This window comes from Vibrio sp. 1-1(7) (genome assembly GCF_013048485.1).
Classification (GTDB): Bacteria; Pseudomonadota; Gammaproteobacteria; order Enterobacterales; family Vibrionaceae; genus Vibrio; species Vibrio fujianensis.
The window spans coordinates 1-24,108 of the sequence record NZ_VHSP01000003.1; the positions used below are offsets into that span (position 1 = coordinate 1).

16 protein-coding genes and 1 pseudogene are annotated in these 24,108 nt (G+C 44.8%); 7 read left to right on the top strand and 10 right to left on the bottom strand.

Features of this window, described 5'->3' with window-relative positions; genetic code table 11:
• Positions 1-958 precede the first annotated feature (958 nt).
• The 5 genes from FKN05_RS11575 to FKN05_RS11595 all read left to right on the top strand — a co-directional run bounded on the left by FKN05_RS11575 (position 959) and on the right by FKN05_RS11595 (position 7,524).
• Positions 959-2,674 carry an ABC transporter ATP-binding protein gene (locus FKN05_RS11575; protein ID WP_161427389.1) on the top strand — a complete coding sequence of 572 codons (1,716 nt, stop codon included), beginning with the start codon at positions 959-961 and terminating at the stop codon, positions 2,672-2,674.
• A 99-nt stretch (positions 2,675-2,773) separates the two neighbouring features.
• Entirely contained in the window at positions 2,774-4,327 is a 1,554-nt protein-coding gene (locus FKN05_RS11580) for an ABC transporter substrate-binding protein (RefSeq protein ID WP_099610849.1), read from the top strand.
• 227 nt (positions 4,328-4,554) lie between these two features.
• Positions 4,555-5,532, top strand: coding sequence for an ABC transporter permease (locus tag FKN05_RS11585; protein WP_099610848.1), 978 nt, complete (start codon positions 4,555-4,557; stop codon positions 5,530-5,532).
• A gap of 2 nt (positions 5,533-5,534) precedes the next feature.
• Positions 5,535-6,473, top strand: a complete 939-nt coding sequence (locus FKN05_RS11590) for an ABC transporter permease (RefSeq protein WP_161427392.1) — start codon at positions 5,535-5,537, stop codon at positions 6,471-6,473.
• A 124-nt stretch (positions 6,474-6,597) separates the two neighbouring features.
• Positions 6,598-7,524 (top strand): SPOR domain-containing protein, encoded by a 927-nt coding sequence (locus FKN05_RS11595; RefSeq protein ID WP_170887569.1) that lies wholly within the window; start codon positions 6,598-6,600, stop codon positions 7,522-7,524.
• Positions 7,525-7,552: 28 nt separating this feature from the next.
• On the opposite strand, the gene FKN05_RS11600 is transcribed toward FKN05_RS11595, so the two are convergent.
• From FKN05_RS11600 to FKN05_RS11630, 7 genes are all read right to left on the bottom strand, one after another.
• Positions 7,553-9,895, bottom strand: a complete 2,343-nt coding sequence (locus FKN05_RS11600) for an Ig domain-containing protein (RefSeq protein ID WP_170887570.1) — start codon at positions 9,893-9,895, stop codon at positions 7,553-7,555.
• Positions 9,896-10,162: 267 nt separating this feature from the next.
• On the bottom strand, positions 10,163-11,713 hold the full coding sequence (locus FKN05_RS11605) for a hypothetical protein (protein WP_170887571.1): 1,551 nt from the start codon (positions 11,711-11,713) through the stop codon (positions 10,163-10,165).
• Positions 11,710-12,273, bottom strand: a complete 564-nt coding sequence (locus FKN05_RS11610) for an ECF-type sigma factor (protein ID WP_170887572.1) — start codon at positions 12,271-12,273, stop codon at positions 11,710-11,712. Before FKN05_RS11610 ends, FKN05_RS11605 begins: the two co-directional genes overlap by 4 nt.
• Positions 12,270-13,325, bottom strand: coding sequence for a chromosome partitioning protein ParA (locus FKN05_RS11615; RefSeq protein ID WP_170887573.1), 1,056 nt, complete (start codon positions 13,323-13,325; stop codon positions 12,270-12,272). The genes FKN05_RS11610 and FKN05_RS11615 overlap by 4 nt, the downstream gene beginning before the upstream one ends.
• The gene (locus FKN05_RS11620) at positions 13,322-14,662 is read right to left on the bottom strand and encodes a serine/threonine protein kinase (RefSeq protein ID WP_099610842.1); all 1,341 of its coding nucleotides are present in this window, start codon (positions 14,660-14,662) and stop codon (positions 13,322-13,324) included. Before FKN05_RS11620 ends, FKN05_RS11615 begins: the two co-directional genes overlap by 4 nt.
• 167 nt (positions 14,663-14,829) lie before the next feature.
• The gene (gene gorA, locus FKN05_RS11625; protein ID WP_170887574.1) at positions 14,830-16,188 is read right to left on the bottom strand and encodes a glutathione-disulfide reductase; all 1,359 of its coding nucleotides are present in this window, start codon (positions 16,186-16,188) and stop codon (positions 14,830-14,832) included.
• Positions 16,189-16,238: 50 nt separating this feature from the next.
• Positions 16,239-17,078: a 23S rRNA (adenine(2030)-N(6))-methyltransferase RlmJ gene (locus tag FKN05_RS11630; protein ID WP_154115040.1), complete on the bottom strand. Its 840-nt coding sequence runs from the start codon at positions 17,076-17,078 to the stop codon at positions 16,239-16,241.
• 156 nt (positions 17,079-17,234) lie between these two features.
• On the opposite strand from FKN05_RS11630, the gene prlC reads away from it, so the two are divergent.
• Together prlC and uvrD are read left to right on the top strand one after the other, a co-directional pair.
• Positions 17,235-19,277: an oligopeptidase A gene (prlC, locus tag FKN05_RS11635; protein WP_158117020.1), complete on the top strand. Its 2,043-nt coding sequence runs from the start codon at positions 17,235-17,237 to the stop codon at positions 19,275-19,277.
• Positions 19,278-19,395: 118 nt separating this feature from the next.
• Entirely contained in the window at positions 19,396-21,570 is a 2,175-nt protein-coding gene (gene uvrD, locus FKN05_RS11640; RefSeq protein WP_158117019.1) for a DNA helicase II, read from the top strand.
• 749 nt (positions 21,571-22,319) lie between these two features.
• Here the strand turns inward: uvrD and FKN05_RS11645 are convergent.
• The 3 genes and pseudogenes from FKN05_RS11645 to FKN05_RS11655 all read right to left on the bottom strand — a co-directional run.
• The gene (locus FKN05_RS11645; RefSeq protein WP_158117018.1) at positions 22,320-22,976 is read right to left on the bottom strand and encodes a LysE family translocator; all 657 of its coding nucleotides are present in this window, start codon (positions 22,974-22,976) and stop codon (positions 22,320-22,322) included.
• 75 nt (positions 22,977-23,051) lie between these two features.
• Positions 23,052-23,846 carry an AraC family transcriptional regulator gene (locus FKN05_RS11650; RefSeq protein ID WP_154115037.1) on the bottom strand — a complete coding sequence of 265 codons (795 nt, stop codon included), beginning with the start codon at positions 23,844-23,846 and terminating at the stop codon, positions 23,052-23,054.
• 78 nt (positions 23,847-23,924) lie between these two features.
• Positions 23,925-24,083: pseudogene (locus tag FKN05_RS11655) on the bottom strand (EamA family transporter RarD); the annotation flags it as partial.
• Positions 24,084-24,108: the final 25 nt, after the last annotated feature.

Below are 24,108 nucleotides of genomic sequence, written 5' to 3' on the forward strand. Positions count from 1 at the left end.
TGATATTTAGGATCCGCTCTTCACCGATCACTTATATTGAGCCTTAGTCGAGAGACTAGGGCTTTTTACTTTCTGTTAGTGATTGAGAGGGTCGGGGGTTCGGTTGATATTTAGGATCCGCTCTTCACCGATCACTTATATTGAGCCTTAGTCGAGAGACTAGGGCTTTTTACTTTCTGTTAGTGATTGAGAGGGTCGGGGGTTCGGTTGATATTTAGGATCCGCTCTTCACCGACCACTTATATTGAGCCCTAGTCGAGAGACTGGGTTTTTGATGTCTAGATTTCATCTTTCTCAAATAATGAGAGTTCTAATTTTTTACAATCAGAGTTTTTATTTTTGAAATTATGCATAAAATCAAAGTACTCACAGCAATGCGCATAGATAAAGAAAAAAATAACGTATTTTTCTTGAGTCGTGCTGTTTTCCGATTTAACCCTAGTGTTTACTCCGTCTAATACGCTTTATTTTGTTGTTATTTTGGTGCTTGTCTCTGTCTATTTCTATTTTGGTGGTTTTTTAATTGGCATTTATGCCTTTTTTGTGGAGAGTTGTTTCTTTGTTGTTAATGCTGGGGCTGGTCAGGATTTGAAATAATATTCCGGTGAATTATTTTTTGAATGCTTTTTCATTGAATACAAAATACAGATGCACTTGGTTTTGTAGCGACTGTGATGGATTTTTAATCAGTGGTTCGACCATTATTATATCTTTATTTTATGCATATTTATTCGATTAAGCTGCTTTGTTTGGGGATTTTATCGAGTTTTTATCCTTTGATTGTTGCTTTTATGTGAGATTTTTGACACATTGATGAGCTTGTAAATAGCCAGCAGATTGTACTGTGTTGGTAGAAAGGAATCATTATTAGGTTTTGCACAATTACAATGTTCACTTTGTAGTTGTGTGAGGCTCAGACAGGGCAGTATTGTGCCAAAGCAGTTGAGGTCTGGTTTACATGTCACTTTTAGAAGTTAGCAATCTACGTATTGAATATCCGTCACGTCACGGTGTCCACGCGGCAGTCAAGTCATTAAGTTTTAATATTGAGCGCGGTGAAATTGTTGGTGTGGTCGGTGAATCTGGTGCTGGTAAGTCTACAGTAGGCAACGCAATCATTGATTTATTAAGCCCTCCCGGTACGATTGCTGGAGGGGATGTATGGTTAGATGGTGAGAAAATCTCAGGTTTGTCCCCTGAAAAAATGCGGCAAGTTCGCGGCTCAAAAATTGGATTTATCTTTCAAGATCCGATGACCTCATTGAACCCATTATTTACAGTTGAACATCAGCTGACGGAAACGATTCATGCCAATATGAAGGTTAGCCATCAAGAAGCTTATCAACGTGCTTTATCTCTCATGCAACAAGTGGGGATTCCTCAGCCAGAAAATCGTTTAAAGCAATACCCTCATCAGTTTTCCGGCGGAATGCGTCAGCGTGTAGTGATTGCGATTGCGCTAGCCGGAGAGCCGGATTTAATTATTGCTGATGAGCCGACTACGGCTTTAGATGTCTCTATTCAAGACCAAATATTGTCACTGATTCGTGAGTTATGTAAAAAGAATAATGTTGGCTGTATGCTGGTGACTCATGATATGGGGGTGGTGTCTAATGTGACAGATCGGGTTGCTGTCATGTATCGTGGTGATTTAGTCGAGTTTGGCCCAACGGCGAAAGTATTAGGCGATCCCGATCATCCTTATACCCGTAGTTTGATTTCAGCGGTGCCTCGCTCTGACACTAAATTAGATCGCTTTCCTCTCGTTAGTTATATCGAAGAAGCCAGTGAGTTGGCACCGTTAGATATTAAGCATCATTGGTTAGGACAAAATCAAGATCAGCGTGCTTATACCGGGCCACTGTTGAACGTCGAGCATGTTAACCTTCGCTTTGTGACCAAAGATTCTTTATTTGAAAGCCGCCGTGAATATGTCCAAGCATCCAATAATGTCAGTTTTCAGGTTCATGAAGGGGAAACCTTTGGGCTGGTCGGCGAGTCTGGTTCAGGTAAGTCGACCATAGCACGTGTGATTGCTGGCCTTTACCAACCGAATGAAGGGCGGGTGACTTTTGAAGGGATTGACCTAACCGGACTGAAGTCAGAAAAGCAGCGTCGTCCTATGCGTCGTCAGATGCAGATGGTGTTTCAAAACCCTTATACTTCAATGAATCCGCGCATGAAGGTATTAGATATTATTGCTGAGCCCATCCGCTTTCATAAATTGACCGACAATGAGTCGCAGACTCGACAAATTGTGAATGATTTATTGGATTATGTCGGGCTCGGACGTATGGCGGGGCTGAAATATCCTCATGAATTTTCTGGTGGACAGCGGCAGCGCATTTCGATTGCCCGAGCTTTGGCGACTCGCCCTCGATTATTGATTTGTGATGAACCGACCTCAGCATTAGATGTGTCCGTTCAAGCGCAGATCCTTAACTTGCTGAAAGATTTACAACAAGAGCTGAATTTGACCATGTTGTTTATCAGTCACGATTTGCCTGTAATTCGACAAATGTGTGATCGGGTTGGAGTGATGCAGATGGGGACACTATTGGAAGTCGCTCCAACCGAGCAGTTATTTAATAGCCCGCAGCATGAATATAGCAAGCAATTGATTTCCTTGATGCCCGAGTTTACCGGGTTAAGAGAAAAGGCAGAAACAGCCTAGTTGGTGGTTTCGTTCCATTCCATATCCAGTGGAAAAAGCACATATCAATACCAGTACAATAACATTAGGGATATAAATTCCCGCATAAGGAGTTATGCAATGATAACCTTGAAAAGCAAGCTGACCTTAGCCTTGATGGCGGCAGGATTGAGTTTTTCACTCAGTGCGGCGCAAATTAAAGTCGCCTACGATTCAGATCCCGTGTCGATGGACCCTCATGAACAGCTTTCCGGGGGAACGCTGCAACTGTCACACATGGTGTTTGATCCGTTAATTCGTTTCACGCAGGAGATGAAGTTTGAGCCGCGTTTGGCTCAGTCTTGGCAGCGTTTAGATGATGAAACGATGCGCTTTACTTTGCGTCAAGGGGTAAAATTTCACTCGGGTAACCCGTTTACTGCCGATGATGTGGTATGGACGTTTAATCGTTTAAAAGAGTCAGCTGATTTTAAAGGTATTTTTGAACCGCTTGCATCGATCACCAAGGTCGATGACTACACAATCGATATCAAAACCAACGGGGTATATCCGTTGATTGAAAACGTGGCGACCTATATTTTCCCAATGGATAGCAAGTTTTATACAGGGAAAACGGCCGATGGCAAAGATAAAGCCGAAATCGTGAAACATGGTTCTTCATTTGCCTCAACCCATGCATCAGGAACCGGGCCCTTTATTGTTACAGAGCGTGAGCAGGGAATTCGTGTCGAATTTACTCGGTTTGCTGATTACTGGGATAAAGACAGCAAAGGTAATGTTGATCAATTGACACTGGTTCCAATTAAAGAGGCGGCTACGCGAGTTGCGGCTTTATTATCTGGTGGGGTTGATATGATTTCTCCTGTTTCCCCGAATGATTACCAGCGTATTCGCGATGCTAAAAATATCGAGCTGTATACCATGCCCGGTACCCGAGTTATCACTTTTCAATTGAACCAAAATAGCCATGAAGCCTTGCGTGATGTGCGCGTGCGTCAAGCGATTGTTTATGCGATTAATAATCAAGGCATTGTTGATCGAGTAATGCGTGGTGCAGCGACCGCTGCTGGGCAGCAAAGCCCTGTCGGTTACGCCGGTTATAACGAGAGCCTCAAACCACGCTTTGATCTTAAAAAAGCCAAACAATTGATGAAGGAAGCAGGGTATGAGAACGGTTTTACTCTGACTATGATGGCCCCGAATAATCGTTATGTGAATGACGATAAAATTGCTCAAGCCGCGTCAGCCATGCTGGCTCGAATTGGCATCAAAGTCGACTTAAAAACCATGCCTAAAGCACAATATTGGCCAGAATTTGATAAATGTGCGGCAGATATGTTGATGATTGGTTGGCATCCTGACACGGAAGATTCAGCCAATTTCTCCGAGTTTTTAACCATGACACGTGATGAGCAAACGGGCAAAGGTCAATATAACTGTGGTTATTACTCTAATGCAGACGTTGACTCTTTGGTTGAGGCATCGAATGTTGAAACGGATTTAACCAAACGTAACGCGATGCTGAAAAAAGTAGAGAAAATACTTTATGATGAGGCTGCTTTTGTCCCGCTTCATTGGCAAGACCCTTCTTGGGCGGCGAAGAAAAACTTAGAGTTAGCACCGATCATTAATGGTATGGATTTCCCTTACTTTGGTGATTTGGTGGTTAAATAATCACCCCGTTGATGCGAGTAAAGCGATATTAAATCGGAGAACAAGAAGTAATAGAAGCGTTCGTTACCTCTTGTTTTCTCCTGCATCGTAATGCGTTTATTAAAAAATACACCGTTGACCTTGTCGAGCTTAATTTTTATTCAGCCGGATTAAGTATGTTATTAAGGTTGAAGCGTTTTGGTGTGCGAGTTGTGCACCATCATCATGGATAGTTTAAGGGGCAGGGAATGTTTTCTTTTCTGGTCAAACGCCTATATCAGGCAGTAATAGTGATGTTTGTCATCAGTTTGGTGGCATTTGCAATTCAAGATAACCTAGGCGATCCGCTACGTGAATTAGTAGGGCAGTCCGTTTCAGAGGCCCAGCGACAAGCGATGCGTGATGAGTTAGGGCTCAATGATCCCTTTTTAGTGAAATACACTCGTTTCTTAGGGGCAGCCGTTCAAGGAGATTTAGGGACGTCCTATTTTTTTAAGCGCCCTGCTGCTGAGGTGATTTTAGACAAGTTGGTGGCCACATTAGAGCTGGTGTTTGCCGCGACATTGATTATCATCGCCCTTTCTATTCCTCTTGGGGTTTACTCGGCTATTCATCCTAAGCGATGGTTTTCAAAATTGATTATGGCCGGAAGCAGTGTCGGTATTTCTATACCGGTATTTTTAACCGCTATTATGTTGATGTATGTCTTTTCGATTGAATTAGGCTGGTTGCCTTCTTACGGACGAGGTGAAACGACACGTTTATTCGGATGGGAATCGGGTTTATTCAATCTCGATGGCTTGCGTCACTTAGTGTTACCCAGTATTGCTCTCGCCTCGATTATGTTGCCACTTTTTATTCGTTTGGTCCGCTCAGAAATGCTTGAAGTATTGAGTTCGGAATACATCAAATTTGCTAAAGCCAAAGGCTTAGCGATGAACAAAATTTATTTTCAACACGCGTTAAGAAATACGCTATTACCAGTGCTCACCGTCGGTGGGGTACAGATAGGGACCATGGTGGCGTACACCATTTTAACGGAAACTGTTTTTCAATGGCCAGGTACCGGTTTGCTCTTTTTAGAGGCGATCAACCGGGTTGATACCCCATTGATTACTGCTTATGTCATTTTTGTTGGGCTGCTTTTTGTGGTCACCAATACCATCGTCGATTTGCTGTATGGGTTGATCAACCCAACCGTTAATGTAACCGGAAAAGGGGCGTAATCATGACTTCGACAACAAGTACGCCTTCAGTTTGGCAGCGTTTTAAACAATCGGATTTTTTATACTACTTTCTGCGCGATAAAGTGGCGATGGTCAGTTTTGCCTTTTTTATGCTGTTTCTCGCCATGGCATTAACTGCGCCTTTATTAGCACCAACCAACCCTTACGATCTGGCCTCCATTGATATTATGGACTCAGAATTGCCGCCTGTTTGGTTAGAGGGCAGTGATGAGCGTTTTCTACTGGGAACCGATGAGCAGGGGCGAGATATTTTATCGACGATTTTGTATGGCTCCCGCCTTTCTTTAACGATTGGATTTTTAGCGGTCGGTCTTCAGCTCATTCTTGGTATCGTCATTGGATTATCGGCTGGTTATTTCGGTGGGCGAATTGATAGCTTCTTGATGCGTTTTGCCGATATTCAGCTCTCTTTTTCCACCATGATGGTGGCAATCATTGTTTCCGCTATCTTTAAAGCCAGTTTTGGTGGTGAGTTTTATAGCCAATACGCAGTTGTCATGTTGGTGGTGATCATTGGTATTGCTGAATGGCCACAGTATGCTCGAACGATTCGAGCATCGGTACTGGCAGAGAAGAAGAAAGAGTATGTCGAAGCGGCACGAGTGATGGGGTTCAAGTCGCTACGGATTATGTTTCGACATATTTTGCCCAACTGTTTATCACCAATCTTAGTCATTTCAACAGTACAAATTGCCAATGCGATCATGTCGGAAGCGGCTCTTTCTTTCCTCGGTTTGGGCTTACCGGTGGATCAGCCATCGTTAGGGGCGCTCATCAGTATCGGCTTTAAGTATATTTTCTCTGGTGCTTGGTGGATTACCGCCTTCCCGGGACTGGTTTTGATTAGCCTAGTGTTGGTGATTAACCTGCTCGGTGACTGGTTACGGGATGTTTTTAATCCAAAAATTTATAAAGGGTGAGGCTGGTCGGTTGATTTTACCGCCATAAGCCACCTACACTGAGAGTCGTAAGCAATTACGGCTCTTTTTTTGCATGTATTTTGCACCTGAAGCCATTGATGCTGTCACTATAGTAGGGATAACTATGGATATAAGAGTGGTTACGATAGCTAGAATCATCCATCGAACTTTATTAAGCCTATCTTGTTGCGCGGTTTCTTTGAGCTCGTTTACCGTATTTGCTCAGGATTTTCTCTGTGATGCGACCCAAGCGGCCAGTGATCAACTCCCGGTTCTCGATTCATCATGTCCAATTGGGCAAGGATTGTGGGGGAATACCTTACCTAAAGGTCAAGATTCCAAATTCTGGATTCAGTGTGGCTTATTAGCATCCCCCTTATCGGTGGAGCAGGCAAAAGTGCTCTATGAGAAAATATCGACAGACGTATGGATGAAGCCCGAAAGTACCGGTATTCGTTGCTTAATCGGGCCTTATCATGATTATACATCTGTGCGTAAAGAACTGACGGCAGTGCGCCACTTGGCTGGCTATCAAGAAGCCTTTCTGCGTGAAGTGAGCAAAAAAAACGGAGCACAACGTCCGATAACTCAAACCCAACCCAAGCCAATATCTCACCCGCCTGCTACGCTAGAGCCAATATCGCCAGCAATACAGCCACTGAAAAAAGCATCAACGACCAAGCCCAAAAGTAATGCCATCGTGATTCGTCATCAAACATCATTTAATGGGCTAACCTATGCGATTCCCTATACCGCATCAGAGAAAGTGCAGTTTTATATGGAACATAATCAGGCTTGGAACCGCTTGAATTATAGCGGCGCAAAAATCATGTGTGAGAGTCAAGGCATGCGCTTAGTGACTGAAGACGAATGGCAACAGTTGCTGAGTTCAAAAGTGATGGAGAAAGAACAATGGCCGATGTATTTGCCCTATTGGGGAGCCAATAATAAAGGGTTATTTACCAGTGGGAAAATGACTAATTTGAACGGTCACTCTCTGCTTAGTGTGCTTTGTGTGAAATCAATGACCAATGGCAAAAGCCCCGGTTGACGGGGCTTAATGAAGGAGCGATTAATGCCTATTCGTGATTGCCTTTTCCTGTCCAGGTCATATTGAATTTGATGGCTTCAATATACTCACCTTGGTTGGCTTTTACTTTGCCGATAAAGCTATAAACGCCGCCTTTGCTTAATTCCGGTAGGTCGAAATCAATCGCTGCGTGCACAATGTGATTTTCTGTTTTTCGATAGCACTCAAGTGAGGTACCCCATTCGTTACCCGAATAAACACCGTAAGACTTATAAATTTCGCCTGTATTATAATCGGTCGTTTCAGTGACTAGCTGTGGTCCGTGAATGATAAAGTACTTATAAAACTCTTCTGCATCCTGGCAAGTGAAATTTTGGTCTGGGAACTCTAAAATTAAGTTCGCATCCATCGCATTTTGATCGTCAGGATTGGTATTTTTCCGTAACGATAAAGAGACCCTACCTAACGCTTCTACGCCTTCTTGTTGTGTCGGTAACATCATAGGAAAAAAGCGCTTTTCTGGGCCATCATTCGATTTTATTTGAATTCGCGCTTCAGCGTCTGACTGACGACGAAACAATGTGTAACGCTCGGTTCCTTCGTCAGATGACCAAGTTAAGGTTTTTGCGCCTGGAGCGATACCATCAGCGTCTTCAATTGTTAGTGTGACTTTTTCTTTATGATCTCCGCTGCCGAAGGTTGCAATCAATTGCTCGCCTTGAACTTGATAGGTGCCGTTATACCAAGAACGATTGTCGAGAGCGCCACACTGGGTTAAGTTGTTCATGGTGCGGTAATTACCCGAGATTTTACCGTTTTCAAAATGCAATGTATCGCACCAAATCCGTTCATAAGGCAGTTTAGTTGTTGCCGTACCGCCTCCGTGTTCAAGACGATACCAAGTGGTGGCTTCTAAAGGATGCTTGAGTGATGGCGGGGCAATCCCTTCTTTTACCTCTGGTAGAATAAAGGTTGTCGAGCTTTCTGCCCCTTGGTCATCTTTGACCTTAACCGTAAAAGTTTGACCTGCTGGAGAGGCTTGGCTTGGGGTGCCACGGAGCGTGATCATTGGGCTATCAACATCCGCGATGGTTAATCCTGCAACCTGTACGTCACCGCCCCAATAGCTCACGATTTGGCCATCGGTATCGCTAAATAGCGCACTGATATCAATCGATTGATCAAACGCTTCCCCTTGTTGGAGATACCAAGCATCGATTTGTTGCTGTAATCTCTCTTTTTCAGCTTGGTTTATAACGGGGGCTTGATTTAGCGTGGTCACTTTTAAGTTCAGTTGTACCCGCACTTGACCTCGCTCTGCCTCTTGAACGTCCTTATCCGTAGCGACTAAGATCAAGTAAAGATTATCTTGCGCCTTGAGCTCAGAGCCGTTTGAACTGAGAACCAATTGCTGATGGTCAATTTTCGCGCTCAGTCCTGAAGCCTTTAAATCCTGCTCTAATGTAACCTCAACAGTTGTTTGGTCTTTATCGCTAAATAAGTCCGCGATAGAAAACGCTTGGTCAGCAAAGGTGTCGCCTTGTTTGAGATTTAGCTTGGCAAAATCGGCCTCAAGTTTACCCTTAACCTTTTCACTTACCTGTAGTTTATGGTTGGTAACTACCTTAGGGGCGAAACCACTCTCGGCATTTTCATTATCATTAATAATCACCGGACGTTGATTGACATCGTTGATCTCTGTGTCGTCCATGTTACCGACGAGTTGCGCGGATTTTTCGGCAAATTGCGCCGCATTTTTTTCATAGCTCGCTGGGTTGGCGGCTTTCGAGTCAGTGAGGATCTGGGCTTTTTTATGTAGCTTAGGATTTGTTTTGGTAAAGTCGCTTAATAGTTCAGCTTGGTTATCCAGCCCTAAAGTATTAGCAACGGTTTGTTTCGCTTGAGTGAGGTCGCTGGTCGGATCGTTTTCCATTGCTAGCACAATTAAATCGGTGATTGGCGAAATTACCTGCTGCTGTGCCTCAAGGGTAGGGGCGCGCAATACCACTTCATGGGCCATGGCTTGAGCGGGATGGTCCATATCAATGGTGTATTTACCGGCATAAGCCGCATTTAGGTTAGCCAAACGGCGCTGCACCGCCCCACCAGGGGTCAAGGTTTGTACGGCTAACTGACCTTTGAGTTGATAGTCAGCCGGTAATTCCAATTGACCACTTTGGTTAGTTAAGCCAAATACATACTCATTATCATCGAATTTGCCGTTTTTATCCGCATCGTCAAAGATCACCGCTTGATAAAAGTGACCATCAAGGGCGGTGATTAACACTCCCGCGGCACTGGGTGGTTGATTGGTGTTGTCCGAGCTGTCAGAGCCACCACATCCAGTAAGCGCCATAGCGACTGACAATGCGAGTAAACTGATTTTATTCATTATAGTTAGGTTCCAAATAATACACTTAAAAATCAATCTCTTGTTACTAATTTGTAAGTAAGAGAACGAAGATGAATTCGTTTTTACTGATTTTTGATATAAGTATCAAGGAACGAAAAAGCGCAGAAAATCCGTAAAATTTATTTTATTTTTTTACTTCACTGATATTGAGCATTTTTGAGCAAGCAATTTGAGCGGTATGGTTAAAGAGAAAAGGCTAGATATAAGGAAAACGAATAACGTGCATCTTGAGAATGATCGATACCATCAATCGATGGGCGCGTGATAAATCAGATTGATGGCAAACTTCTCTAACAAATGGGCGTATTCAGGACGAGGATAAAGAATATAGGTATAAATTTTTCCGTCCAAAGGAATATCTTGTGCGGTGAACTCATGATCAAAATAGAGAGCGGTGCGAGTTTGGCTCCGTAAATACTCACCACAGAGCGGGGGATAGTTTCCTGCCCGATCGCCACTTTCGCTGATCAATGGCACATTGTAGTGGGTTGGGCCAATTAAGCTAGCGTAAGCCCAATAGGGCTCAACATCTCGACAAAATAAACTCTTGGTCGGGTGAAAAACATTAAGGTCTGAGTCTGCCGGTTGGTAATAGTTCGGCTGTGCGTTGCGTAAGTTGTATATATAGTTGAACAGACCGATTGGATAATACTGCTGTTGTTCATTAAGCATTAAGTAGTCAAAATTTAGACCTTGATAGTGATATTGCCCCGTATGCACATTGAGACGAGCTTCGGCTCCGATGCGTTGATCAAATAAGCTATAAGTTTCTTCGGGGCCATTTTCGTTGCTGGTCACCTGGTAAAGCTGCATCCCCGGATAATAGTTGGACGAATAACGGTAGCGAAACCGCCAATTTGCTGTTTTATCGCTAGGAAAGTGTAAATGAATCTGCTCATCTTGTTGCTGATAAGTCGCCACAATGTTCATCTCATTGAGTTGGGGGCAGCGTTGTCGATCCGAACTCGCGGCATACCACACGTGGCCTTGTTTGAGTTCAAAAATTTCACATTGTAAGACATAAAAAGGGTAACGTTGTCCCGCGATGACTCGTGTGGTATGAATTCGGTATAAAGGTTGGTTGAGTAGTTGTTCGCTTATGGCAGGAAGCGGTTTGACATCGGATAACTGAAAGTGAGCTGCGACCCAGCGATGCTCTTCCGAGTCTAATTCATCGCGGTTGTCTGTCGCGAAGATAGTGAGCATGAGCGGGTTTTCTTGACGGTCTGGTGAGCCAGATATCGTCAGTTGATTGGAAAAGAAGAGTTTGAGTGCTTGGCTGTTGAATTCTACCCGATAGCTCAAGGAGTCACCTTCCGGATCAATAAATAGTCCATCGACAGCAATCGAATAGTTTACCATTGTCCCTTCTTGTAAGATCCAGCTCGCCAACTCTTGCTGCAATTGTTGATAGTACCGTGGATCAACATAAGGAGGATGATTGGTTTTCGCTTGGGTTTTGAAGTGCGGCGGCCTTTGGGGTGCGCCAGTATCTGGTGCTGCGTACAAGGTCGAAAGAGGCCATTCTTCGTTTGTCGCTAGCGAGTCTTGATTGATGGTCTGAAGGCGTTGATTTGTTTTATTTAAAGTAGAGTCTACGTCCTGATGGGGGTGGTTAGTTGAGTGACTGCGATCACGGTTCGGTAAGCGTTTCCATGACTCACTCGCGAGCTTTGTGTGCTTTGTTTGATTCATCCTTGATAGTGCAAGAGGATCAGCTTGGAGAGTGTGGTGAGGCCATTGCCAACCAACCAACATCAATAGCCCCAGCACGATCAGCGTGGCTCGATACTTCATTGATCACTCATCCGCATTTGTAACCAGCTGTGAGCAAACTTGAGATCTTTTTCAATTAAGCTAGCGCTACATTCGAGTAACTGGCTGATTTCAAGTGTTTTCATTCCAATAAAATATTTCAACTTTAAAGCGTTCGATTGTCTTGGGTAGCGAATAGTAAAGTGATCCAGCGTTTTGTCCAGCAGTACCAGTTGTTCGAAATGAAGTGGATGGGGTACGGAATACGACATGGTTGCTTGTCTTTTTTTTGCTTGTGCAGCGCGAGCGTGATCAATCAATATTTGTTGCATCACTTTGGCTGCCAGCAATAAAAATTCACGCTGATGTTGAATATCTTGTAAATTGGCTTGTGCGAGTTTGATATATGCATCGTGTACCAGGGCGGTTGTATTATGTAGATGATCTTCTTGGACGGCACGATCACCATATTTGGCTATATTTTTGCGGCGTTCTTGTGCGGCGATTTGGCGTAGTTGCTGATAAGCTAATTGATAAAGTTGTGCTTCTGCCTCTTTATCACCTTGTTGCCAACGGCATAAAATGTGTGTGAAAGAATTCATGATTTTAGCTGACCATCATGTTGTTTAACGAATTCACTCGCGTGTAAGATGCGCAATTTTTCCATCCCAGCATCATCCAAAAACTTTTGTTGTTGAAAGCGGTAAAGCACACCGAGATCCCAATTTTTTCCAGCCGGTTGGTACTCCCAACTGACCCACTGGCGACCTAAGTCTGGGTCATACCAGGTCACCGTGGTATTGAGTTGGGCTAGTTGCGCATAAGGTTCTGGGTTATCACGCCACCACATCGCGCGAAACTGGTCTGAAATATCTATACGGTAAAGCGTTTCTTGTGTAGGGCACTCATGTTGACCAGTTGGTCCGAGCCGGATGGCTTGCGGTGTGATCCACAAGCAACGGTATTGCATCGTTTGTGCTTGGTAAAGGGTTTGTCGCCAAATGCCAGAGAAATCGATTTTATCGCCTTTATCTAATGGATAAGTAAAGGCTAACGTTTGCTCTTGGTTAAGGTGTGAAACATGTTCATTACGACCTAATCCTTGAATTTTTTCGATCAAAAGCTGTGCTTCAGGATCAAAGCTCAGTGCAATTGTGCGATATTTCCAGTCTCCCTCATCGTCATGATTTTCAATATAAAAACCGCTGAGATCATTAACAGTACAGCCGGTCAGAGCGCAACCCAATAACCCTTGGTGATTTTCGAAAGGCTGTAATGGTTCGGTAAATGGTGTGCTGATCGACTGACGTACGTCTAGAGAGCAGTTTTGAAAATAATCACCGGGAGACGGATATTGAGTTATACCGTGCTCATGAATGGAAAAAATAATGCGCCCAATAGGAGGCTGGTAACCGGGATGAGTTTGGCGATCAAGATCTTGTAAGCATAATTTACCACGCCAATCGCGCTTTTTTATGATCGTATTGACCAGCTTCTCCCCCTGAGATTGATAAATGACGGTTGATGAGAAGATATTAGGTAAAGCGGATTCATTAGCTTGACTGGCATAGGCCTGATTGTGCAGCGATGCTGTCAGCGCTAGTAGTAAAGCGATGTATACAGAATGATTAAGCGATAGCATATAATGTGTCATGATGAACAGTTCACGGTACGACAATTTAAGGTTAATTTTTGTTTATCAGGTGTTGGGGTCATTAAGGCCGTCAATAATTTTTGTTTGATATGATGTGGTATCTCGGGGTTGGTCAATAGCTGTCGGCGAGTGATGTCTAACATCCCTTGTACACTTAAGGTTTCAGCTTGACCATTTTGGGTATGATACATTAGTTGAGTTAATTGTAATAACATCTGTTCCGTGACGCGCTGCTCTTGCTCTAACTGACGATTTTTTTCCAGCAAAGTATAAGTAAACACGAGTCCCATAACCATTAACGATAAGCTAAGTAAACTGACCATAGGGCGACGCTTAGCAAAGCAGCGCATAATATAGAATGGCTCAGTGGCTTTTTGCTTAATGGGACGGTGAGTCAGTAGCGCCTCAATATCTTGTCTAAGTTCTCCGACGTTAGAATATCGCGCACAGATATCATCTGCCGTGGCTTTATGAATGACGAATGGCAGTTCTTGACCAATCGCTTGTCCGGTCAGTAAGTGTGCTAATACTTTTCCTAATGAATAGAGATCACTTTGTTGAGTTAAATAATCGCCTCGTTTTTGTTCTGGGCTTGCATACTCGACACTCAATGCTTTGAAGGCGAAGTTTTCATCCTTCTTGTGGCTATGTTGTAATTTTTGAGTCAAGTTAAAGTCGATCAGTTTAACTTGATGGTGGCGAGTGACTAAAATATTTTCGGGTTTAAGGTCTGCATGTAAAATTTGATGATGATGAGCATGTTCCACGGCACGGCAGAGATCGTTAAACAGCTTTAGGCGTTGTTGTAGGCTTAAATGATGTTGTTGAAGGTGTTGATCTAGAGGCAGACCATCAATCCGTTCCATCACAATATACACTTGGTCATTGTATACGCCCCCGTCAAAAACTTTAGCTATCGCTGGGTGATCCAGTTTAGCGAGTAACTGTGCTTCGGCAAACAGTGCTCGATGGCCTAATAACTGGCTCATTTCTGGTTGGATAAATTTGATCGCTAACTGTTGCTCAAACGTGTTATCTGCACGGTGAGCGGCATACACAACTCCCATTCCTCCTCGGCCAATTTCTTGCGTTAATTGGTATTTATCAATTTGCTGGCCAGTATAATTTGGAGTGGCTTGATGCCACGTTACTGCATGTGTTGCTAAGACTTGGCTTAAGGAGAAATCTTGTTGGTTTGATGACGCCACTAATGCACGCAGGGCTTGATAGCCTGGTTCATCATTTATTTTTAGTTGCTTAAGCCATTGATCTTGTTCTCTTTCAGGAAGGTCAAGATAGTGATAAAAATACTGAGTGATTGATGAAGTCGTATGCACTTTGTGTTTTATTTTTGGGTCATGAGATACGCTAAGGCATTTTGAGGAATGATAGCGCAATCAATTCGATACTGAATATGGCTAACACCGCTGTCGTTTTATTGGGTTAGACACAGAAAAATAGCGGGCCAGTTAAGTGGCTCGCTATTATAAGGGTAAGTTATTGATTACCCACGCATAGTCACAAATTCCTCACTGCCGGTTGGATGAATGGCGACAACAGAATCAAAGTCAGCTTTAGTTGCGCCCATTTTCATGGCCACGGCAAACCCTTGGATCATTTCGTCGACGGTATAACCAATGCCGTGTAAGCCTACCACGGTTTCTTCTGGGCCTGCACACACCAGTTTCATTTTACAAGGTTGGCGATGTGACGTGACGGCGGTGTACATGGCCGTAAAGCTAGAGGTATACACTTTGACCTGTTCTTCGCCATATTTAGCTATGGCATCGGGTTCACTTAAGCCGATGGTGCCAATCGGCGGGTGGCTAAACACCACTGTCGGGACTAAATCGTAATCCATTTTCGCTTCAGGCTTGTTGTTAAACAGGCGTTCAGAGAGTTGGCGTCCGGCTTTGACCGCGACGGGGGTGAGTTCTATACCGCCTTGCATAATATCGCCCACGCAGTAAATGCCCGGTACGTTGGTATTTTGGTATTGATCAACCTTGATGTAACCTCGTTCTGTGGTTTCAACACCGGTTGCCGCTAGGTTAATTTCATCCGTTGCGGGGTGGCGACCAATGGCCCAAATGAGTGTATCGACATTTTGGCTATGACCATTTTCTAAATGGAGCGTGAGGCTGCCATCGGCTTCTTTCACCACTTCTTTCGGAATGGAATGCGTATGCAGGGTTGGGCCTTCGTTTTTCATCACTTCGGTTAAGGTATCGATGATCATCGGGTCAAAGCTGCGCAGAGGGGACTCTTTTCGTACAAAAAGGTGGGTTTCGGTTCCTAATGCATGTAGTACGCCTGCAATCTCGACCGCAATATAACCAGCACCGACGACGGCTACACGTTTAGGTTGCTCGGTTAATTCAAAGAAACCGTTTGAGTCGATACCGTGTTCGGCACCGGGAATCGTTGGAATGCTCGGGCGACCACCCACTGCGATTAAAATATGATCTGCAGTGTACTGTTTGCCATTCACTTCAACGGTTTTTTCGTCAACAAAACGGGCAAAACCACGGATAACGTTTACCTTGTTGTTACCTAATACGCGGTCATAGGATTGATGAATGCGCCCAATGTATGCTTGACGATTTTTGATCAGTGTCGACCAGTCTAAGCCTTTTACATCGACATCAAAGCCGTAATCTTTGGCGTAGAGATGCAGTGCTTCTGCGACCTGCGCGCCGTGCCACATGACTTTTTTCGGCACACAACCGACGTTAACACAAGTACCACCGAGATCTTTGGCTTCAATCAGTGCGACTTTGGCTCCGTACATGGCGGCACGGTTTGCTGATGCGATACCGCCACTACCGCCACCGATACAGAGATAATCAAAATGTGTGGTCATTACTTTCTCCATTATTCTTTTTGAGTGCTTCTTGAATAGATTGGGTCAGTTTATTCTGGAACAACCCATTCGACTTTAAAATGTCCCGTTACGGGGGCGATGGCCTGTTTGAGAAACGGCAGTATCTCTTGCATTTCGCTTTCCAACTTCCATGGTGGATTAATCACTATCATACCAGAGGCCGTCATACCACGTTCATTGGTATCCGGAGCGACGCCCAGTTCAATTTGCAAAATTTTACGGATGCCAAGGTTTGCTAGACCGTCTAACATATCATCAATATCGCAACGATTAACCACGGGATACCAAATCGCATAAATACCGGTAGACCAGCGTTTATAGCTTTGAGCAATGGCTTGCACCACATCTCGATACTCTTTTGCCAGTTCATATGGGGGGTCGATCAGCACTAAACCACGGCGCTCTTTAGGGGGTAGACTGGCTTTTAAGCGGGCGAAACCATCTTCTTTGTAAATAGAAACTTGGCGATCACGCTGAAACTCTTGTTCAAGCAATGGATAGTCACTTGGGTGAAGTTCCGTCAATACCATGCGATCTTGTGGGCGTAAGTGAGCACGTGCCACACGCGGTGAACCTGGGTAATAGCGTAGTGTATCGCCATTATTGAGCGCTTTGATGGCAGCCAAATAACTCTCAATGGCATAAGGCGTTACATTTTGTTGCCAAATGCGCGCAATCCCTTGCTTATATTCGCCGGTTTTTTCAGACCATTCGTGGGTCAGGTCATAACGGCCAACTCCAGAGTGGGTATCATGGTAGACAAAAGGCTTGTCTTTTTGCTGCAAGGCATTGAGGATAAGGCTTTGCACAATATGTTTTAATACATCGGCATGGTTGCCAGCATGAAAGCTGTGACGATAACTTAGCAAAATAAGCCCTCAAAATACTCAAATTGAGCGTTGGTTGTGAATCAAAAATGTTGACTGATTATACGCCACTATTGAAATTTGCTGAACCTACCTATATTTACTATTTCATCGCTGCAAAATATCTAGGCACATGTCTTAACCCAAAAGGAATGTTTTATGTCTAATCCACTTCTCACCTTTACGGATTTACCCCCGTTTTCTGCCATTAAGCCCGAGCATGTAAAGCCAGCGGTTGAGAAAGCGATTGAAGATTGTCGCACTCAAATTGAACAGGTGCTGCAAGACAATCGCCAACCCACTTGGGAGAGTGTGATCGCTCCTATTGAAGAAGTGGATGATCGTTTAAGCCGTCTTTGGTCGCCAGTCAGCCACATGAATTCGGTGCTCAATAGTGACGAATTACGCGACGCGTATGAAAGTTGTCTACCACTGCTGTCGGAATACGGAACTTGGGTTGGGCAACACAAAGGGCTATTTGAAGCTTATAAAGCGATCAAAGCCAGCCCAGAGTTCAGCCAGTTGAGCCGCGCGCAGCAAAAAACCATTAATGATGGGCTGCGTGATTTTGAGTTATCCGGTATTGGTCTGCCCGTTGCTGAGCAAAAACGCTATGGTGAGATCAGCAAACGCATGTCAGAGCTTAGCTCTAAGTTTTCCAATAATGTATTGGATGCGACCATGGGCTGGACGAAACATATTGCTGATGCAGAGCCGTTGGCCGGTATGCCTGAATCGGCGTTAGCGGCGGCGCAAGCGGCGGCACAGGCAAAAGGGCTTGATGGGTATCTCTTAACCTTGGATATGCCGTCCTATCTCCCGGTCATGACGTATTGTGATAACCAAGCATTGCGTAAAGAGTTGTATGAAGCGTATGTGACTCGAGCTTCTGACCGCGGCCCGAACGCAGGGAAATGGGATAACAGTGAAATCATCGCTGAGAAGCTCAAGCTGCGGCATGAAATTGCGCATATGCTGGGTTTTAGCACTTACAGTGAAAAATCTCTGGCCACTAAAATGGCAGAAACACCGGATCAAGTCCTCAGTTTCCTCAATGACTTAGCGAGTAAAGCTAAGCCGCAAGGGGAGCGCGAAGTGGAAGAACTGCGTCAGTTTGCCGAGCAAGAGTATGGCGTAACTGAGCTTGAGCTGTGGGACATCGCTTATTACAGCGAGAAACAAAAACAGCATCAGTTTGATATTTCTGATGAAGAGCTGCGCCCTTATTTCCCAGAAGCTAAAGTGGTCAGCGGCCTGTTTGAAGTGTTGCAGCGCGTATTTGGTATGCGTGTGCAAGAGCGTGATGGAGTGGATACTTGGCATCCGTCTGTGCGCTTTTTTGATATTTTTGATGGTCAAGATCGCCTGCGGGGCAGTTTTTATCTCGATTTATACGCTCGTGAGCATAAACGTGGCGGCGCATGGATGGATGATTGTCGTGGTCGCCGAATCACCCTCAATGGTGAGCTGCAAACTCCGGTGGCTTATCTCACCTGTAACTTTAACCGCCCAGTAGGGGATAAACCTGCCCTGTTTACCCATGATGAAGTGGTGACGCTATTTCATGAATTTGGGCATGGTATTCACCACATGTTGACGCAAGTCGATGTGGGCGCGGTTTCGGGGATTAATGGCGTGCCGTGGGATGCCGTCGAGCTGCCTAGCCAGTTCTTAGAAAACTGGTGTTGGGAAGAAGAGGCGCTGGCCTTTATCTCAGGCCACTATCAAACGGGCGAACCGCTACCTAAAGCGATGTTAGATAAAATGCTGGCAGCGAAAAACTTCCAATCTGCAATGTTTATTTTGCGTCAGTTGGAATTTGGTTTGTTCGATTTTACTCTGCATACCACGTATGACCCTGAAATTGGTCCGAAAGTGTTAGAAACATTAGCGGAAGTGAAAAAGAAAGTGTCCGTATTGCCGAGCCTTGAGTGGAACCGCTTCTCCCACAGCTTTAGTCATATTTTTGCCGGCGGTTATAGCGCAGGGTATTACAGCTATTTATGGGCAGAAGTGTTATCGGCGGATGCTTTCTCTCGTTTTGAAGAAGAAGGTATTTTTAATGCGGAAACTGGGCGGAGCTTTTTAAATCACATCCTAGAGATGGGTGGCAGTGAGGAACCGATGGAACTGTTTAAACGCTTCCGTGGTCGTGAACCACAAATTGATGCCATGTTGCGTCATGCCGGAATTGCCGCATAATTCACGCGGAAATACCTTGCAAGGGGAGCCATAGTGCTCCCCTTTCTTGTCATTTGGTTATCCCTTCGTTTAAGAGTATAATCGTGCAAAATATGTATAAATAACCAGTAGCCTAGCCATGATGGATCCTTCTCTTTTACTCGACGGTCTCAATGATAAACAGCGTGAAGCGGTTGCCGCGCCACTTGAAAATCTGCTTATTCTCGCGGGGGCGGGAAGTGGTAAAACTCGGGTACTGGTCCATCGTATCGCTTGGTTAATGTCGGTGGAGCGTGCCTCCCCTTTTTCCATTATGGCAGTGACCTTTACCAATAAAGCGGCGGCAGAAATGCGCGGGCGAATCGAAGAGCTAATGATGGGCAGTGCGTCGGGCATGTGGACGGGCACCTTTCATGGTATTTGTCACCGTATTCTCCGCGCTCATTACCTCGATGCTAAGCTACCGGAAGATTTTCAAATCCTCGATTCAGAAGATCAACAGCGTTTGTTGCGCCGCTTGATTAAAGCGCAGAATCTGGATGAAAAGCAGTGGCCCGCCAAGCAAGTGTGCTGGTGGATTAACGGCAAAAAAGATGAAGGGCTGCGCCCTCGCCATATTGATGCTTATCGAGATCCCGTTACCCAAACCTATTTACAGCTCTATACCGCGTACCAAGATGCGTGTGATCGGGCGGGGTTGATTGATTTTGCGGAAATATTACTCAGAGCCCATGAACTGCTGCGTGATAAACAGCATATTCGTGAGCATTACCAAGCGCGTTTTAAGCATATTCTGGTGGATGAGTTTCAAGACACCAACAACATTCAGTATGCATGGCTACGGATGATGGCGGGCCCTGACTGTCACGTCATGATCGTTGGGGATGATGATCAATCCATTTATGGCTGGCGCGGAGCAAAAATTGAGAATATCGAAAAATTCACGCTGGAATTTCCGAGTGTGAATACCATTCGCCTTGAGCAAAATTACCGCTCTACCAAAACCATTTTGCAAGCGTCCAACGCATTAATCGCCAATAACACCGAACGTATGGGCAAAGAGTTATGGACCGATGGCAGTGAAGGTGAACCGATTTCTGTCTACTCCGCGTATAACGACTTGGACGAAGCGCGGTTTGTGGTGAGTAAAATCAAAGAGTGGCAGGATAAAGGCGGGGTGCTGAATGACTGTGCGATGCTTTACCGCAATAACGCTCAATCACGGGTGTTGGAAGAAGCGTTGCTGCAAGCAGGATTACCTTATCGTATTTATGGTGGAATGCGCTTCTTCGAACGGCAAGAGATCAAAGATGCTCTCAGTTATTTACGCTTAATGGCAAACCGAAATGATGATTCGGCATTTGAGCGAGTGATCAATACCCCCACCCGTGGTTTAGGTGATAAAACCTTGGAAACGGTGCGCTTTGCTGCGCGGGATCGGGGCTGCACCTTATGGGAAGCCTCGCTTGCTCTACTCAATGAGCAAGTACTGACGGGGCGGGCTGCGGGAGCTTTAGGCCGCTTTGTCGAACTGATTAATGCATTGGAAGATGACAGTGCGGAAATGCCGCTCCATGTACAAACTGACCATGTGATTAAAACCTCTGGCCTGTACGCCATGTATGAGCAAGAAAAAGGCGAAAAATCCAAAGCCAGAATTGAAAACTTAGAAGAACTCGTTACCGCGACGCGTCAGTTTGAAAAACCGGAAGAAGCGGAAGAGATGAGCCTGCTCACCGCTTTCTTAACTCATGCCGCATTAGAAGCAGGAGAAGGGCAAGCAGATGAGTTTGATGATGCGGTACAACTGATGACGTTGCACAGTGCGAAAGGCTTAGAATTCCCACTGGTCTTTATGGTAGGGGTTGAAGAGGGCATGTTCCCAAGCCAGATGTCGGTTGAAGAAGCTGGGCGTTTAGAAGAAGAACGCCGTTTGTGTTACGTAGGCATGACCCGTGCAATGCAAAAGCTCTACATGACTTATGCAGAAATTCGTCGTTTATACGGCCAGGATAAATACCATAAACCCTCGCGTTTTATCCGAGAATTGCCTGAGCAATGTTTGGATGAAGTGCGAATGAAAGCGCAGGTAAGCCGTCCGGCAAACAGTGGACGCTTTAGTGCTACCGCAGTGAAAGACAATTTTAATGAAACGGGCTTTAGTCTCGGGTCTCGGGTTCGTCATCCCAAATTTGGTGACGGTACCATTATCAACTTTGAAGGTAGTGGCCCGCAGAGCCGAGTTCAAGTTGCGTTTAATGGTGAAGGTATTAAGTGGTTAGTGACGGCTTATGCCAAATTAGAAAAAGTGTAGTCGTTTTCAGCGATACTTCGGTGAGGTTCCTGATTATCGCTGATGCTGAACGGTCAAGTTTAAGCTTGATAGCAAAAGGTTGATAACAGACAGAAACGTTGGATAACGAATAAAAGAAAACCCCGCGGGCAAAGCCCTGCGGGGTTATGGTCTAACTTGCAGCAATCCAGCTACCAAAATGCTCCCTGCATCGATTCCTTGATAGTGTGCTATTCCTTCAGCGTAATCCGTTCATCGCCTTCCTAGCGGTGTCCTCGATCATCCTGATCTGCTAACCATCCTGTTAGCGCACATTACTTGTTCCCTGAGCAGTGTCCTTGACATCATCCTGATGTTGAATCCTTGCCTCATCCAGAGGTGTCCATCGTCATTCCGTTGTCGCTACCATCCTAGTAACGATTGAGTCCGTTCAATGTCCTTGATGCTATCCTTGCCGATTGTTTATCCTCAACAACCGCGCCTTCATCCTGAAGCCCACTATCCTTAGTGATTCCTTTTTCCCTGTCAGCATCCTTCCGACACCCTCCATATTACGGATTTGTCTGAACCTCACAAGAGTAGGAAATCGATGATTTTATCCATACTTTGATGTTTTTTATCTATATTTCTTATTTATCAATAAGTTAAATTGTTTTCTTCGGTTTTTATCAGTAAGGAAAGCGAGATTTACTTACCTATTTGTGCGAGATCTCTTACAGAAACTCAGGGCGATTTACTGCTGTTAAAAAATAGCTTTGCAGGCTTAAACGCTATGTCAGCACGCTATACAGTGATTGGTATAGAATGATTGAGCCAATTAAGCTAAAAATCATGCCACAGAGCGCGTCAATATAACGATGGGTTTGCTGCAATCGACGTTGCAATCTTTCTGTTGAAAGCATCCAAGCCAGTGATGTAAACCATATCAGCGACAATCCCCATAAAATAACTAAAGCTAGCCCTTTTCCTTGCAGCGACATCTCAGTCGGTACTAGGGTCGACATCAAGCTAATGAAAAAGACTAAGGCTTTTGGGTTTAATATATTGGTGATGAAACCCCGTGAAAACGCCTGACGTTTGTTACTGAGCAGCAAAACAGGACGTGAAGAGGCTTGGTCAGTCGTGGCTTGCCAATGTTGTACTGTGTGTCGTAAGGCATGAAGGCCGAGATAAAGTAAATAACCTCCCCCCGCGAGCTGTAAAATCGCAAACAAAACGGGGTGCTGATGTACTAAGTAGCTGATGCCCGTCAAGCTCAGGAGTGAATGAAGAAAAATACCACACGACAGTCCAAGTGCGATGAATAGACCGGTTTGCCGTCCGTACCGCGTCACGTTTTGGATCACTAATGCCACATCCGGCCCCGGACTCATTAAGGCGATGAAATGGACGCTGGCAAGCGTAAGTAGTAGGCTGATTTCGTTCATAGTGAAGTCTGGTGATGAATCATTTGCAATAGCCTGCCAGAAGAATGGGCCAGACGATTGTAAATTTTTGACAGGTTAGTTAATCGCCGAGGGGGACACGCCATAGGTGAGTTTAAATGCTTTGGTAAAATGAGCTTGATCGTAAAATCCAACTTGCAGGGCAACCTCAGTACCACACACGCCACGTTGCAAGAGTTTCATGGCTTGCTCTAAGCGTAGCCGAGAAAACCAGGCATAAGGGGTGATGCCCATTTGTGCTTTAAAATGTCGTTGAAACTGTGTTGGGCTTAATTGACAAAGCTGCGCCAACTGCTCTAACCGTATTGGCTGATCTAAATGAGCGAGTAGAAACGCTTTCAGTGTCTCAATGGTCTGCTTACCTAAGGGAATCATCGGCTGTGGTTTATGGACACCATAGCGGGAAAGTAGCGAGTTAAAACCTTCATAAGGTAAGCAATCTTTCGCCAGTTGGCTTAAGTGGGTCTGAGTCAACACTTTGTGGAAGTGATTTAATTGTGAAAAGATGGCGCTATCACTCACAATCAGATGCTTAAAGCGGATGATGTTTTCTGGCGAGGAAAGCTCAAAATATTCACTAAACCACTCGGGTGTAACGGAAAAGACTCGCACTTGATAACCGGAATCCAACAATGACCGGCCGTCATGTAATTCATCCGGAGGCATAATGACCACTTCTCCCGGCCCAACCAAATGTTGCTCTCCACGGTGAGCAAACTTTTGTTGCCCACCGGTGATGAGTCCAATGTGGAAATCCAAATGGTAATGACGCCGAAAAGCAAACTTTTTATAGTCCGCTTCAATCAAACTTATCGCTTGGTGAGGTGTTGAATAATAGTGGACTTTATCCATATTAAGTCAGTCGTGGAATAAACATCATCGAGCTAAGTTAGCGGTTGGAAAAGTGCTTGTCTTGTAAAAAATGATCATCTAACGGCGGCGTCTGCGGTTATAGACGGCGGCATCAAAGCTAAATACCAACAATGCTCCCCAAATAAACAGAAAGGTCACGGCTTTATCACTAGAGAAAGCTTCGCCATACACCAGCACGGCTAATAGAAACATAAAGCTTGGCCCAATATATTGGAATTAACCATACTATATTTAATGTAAA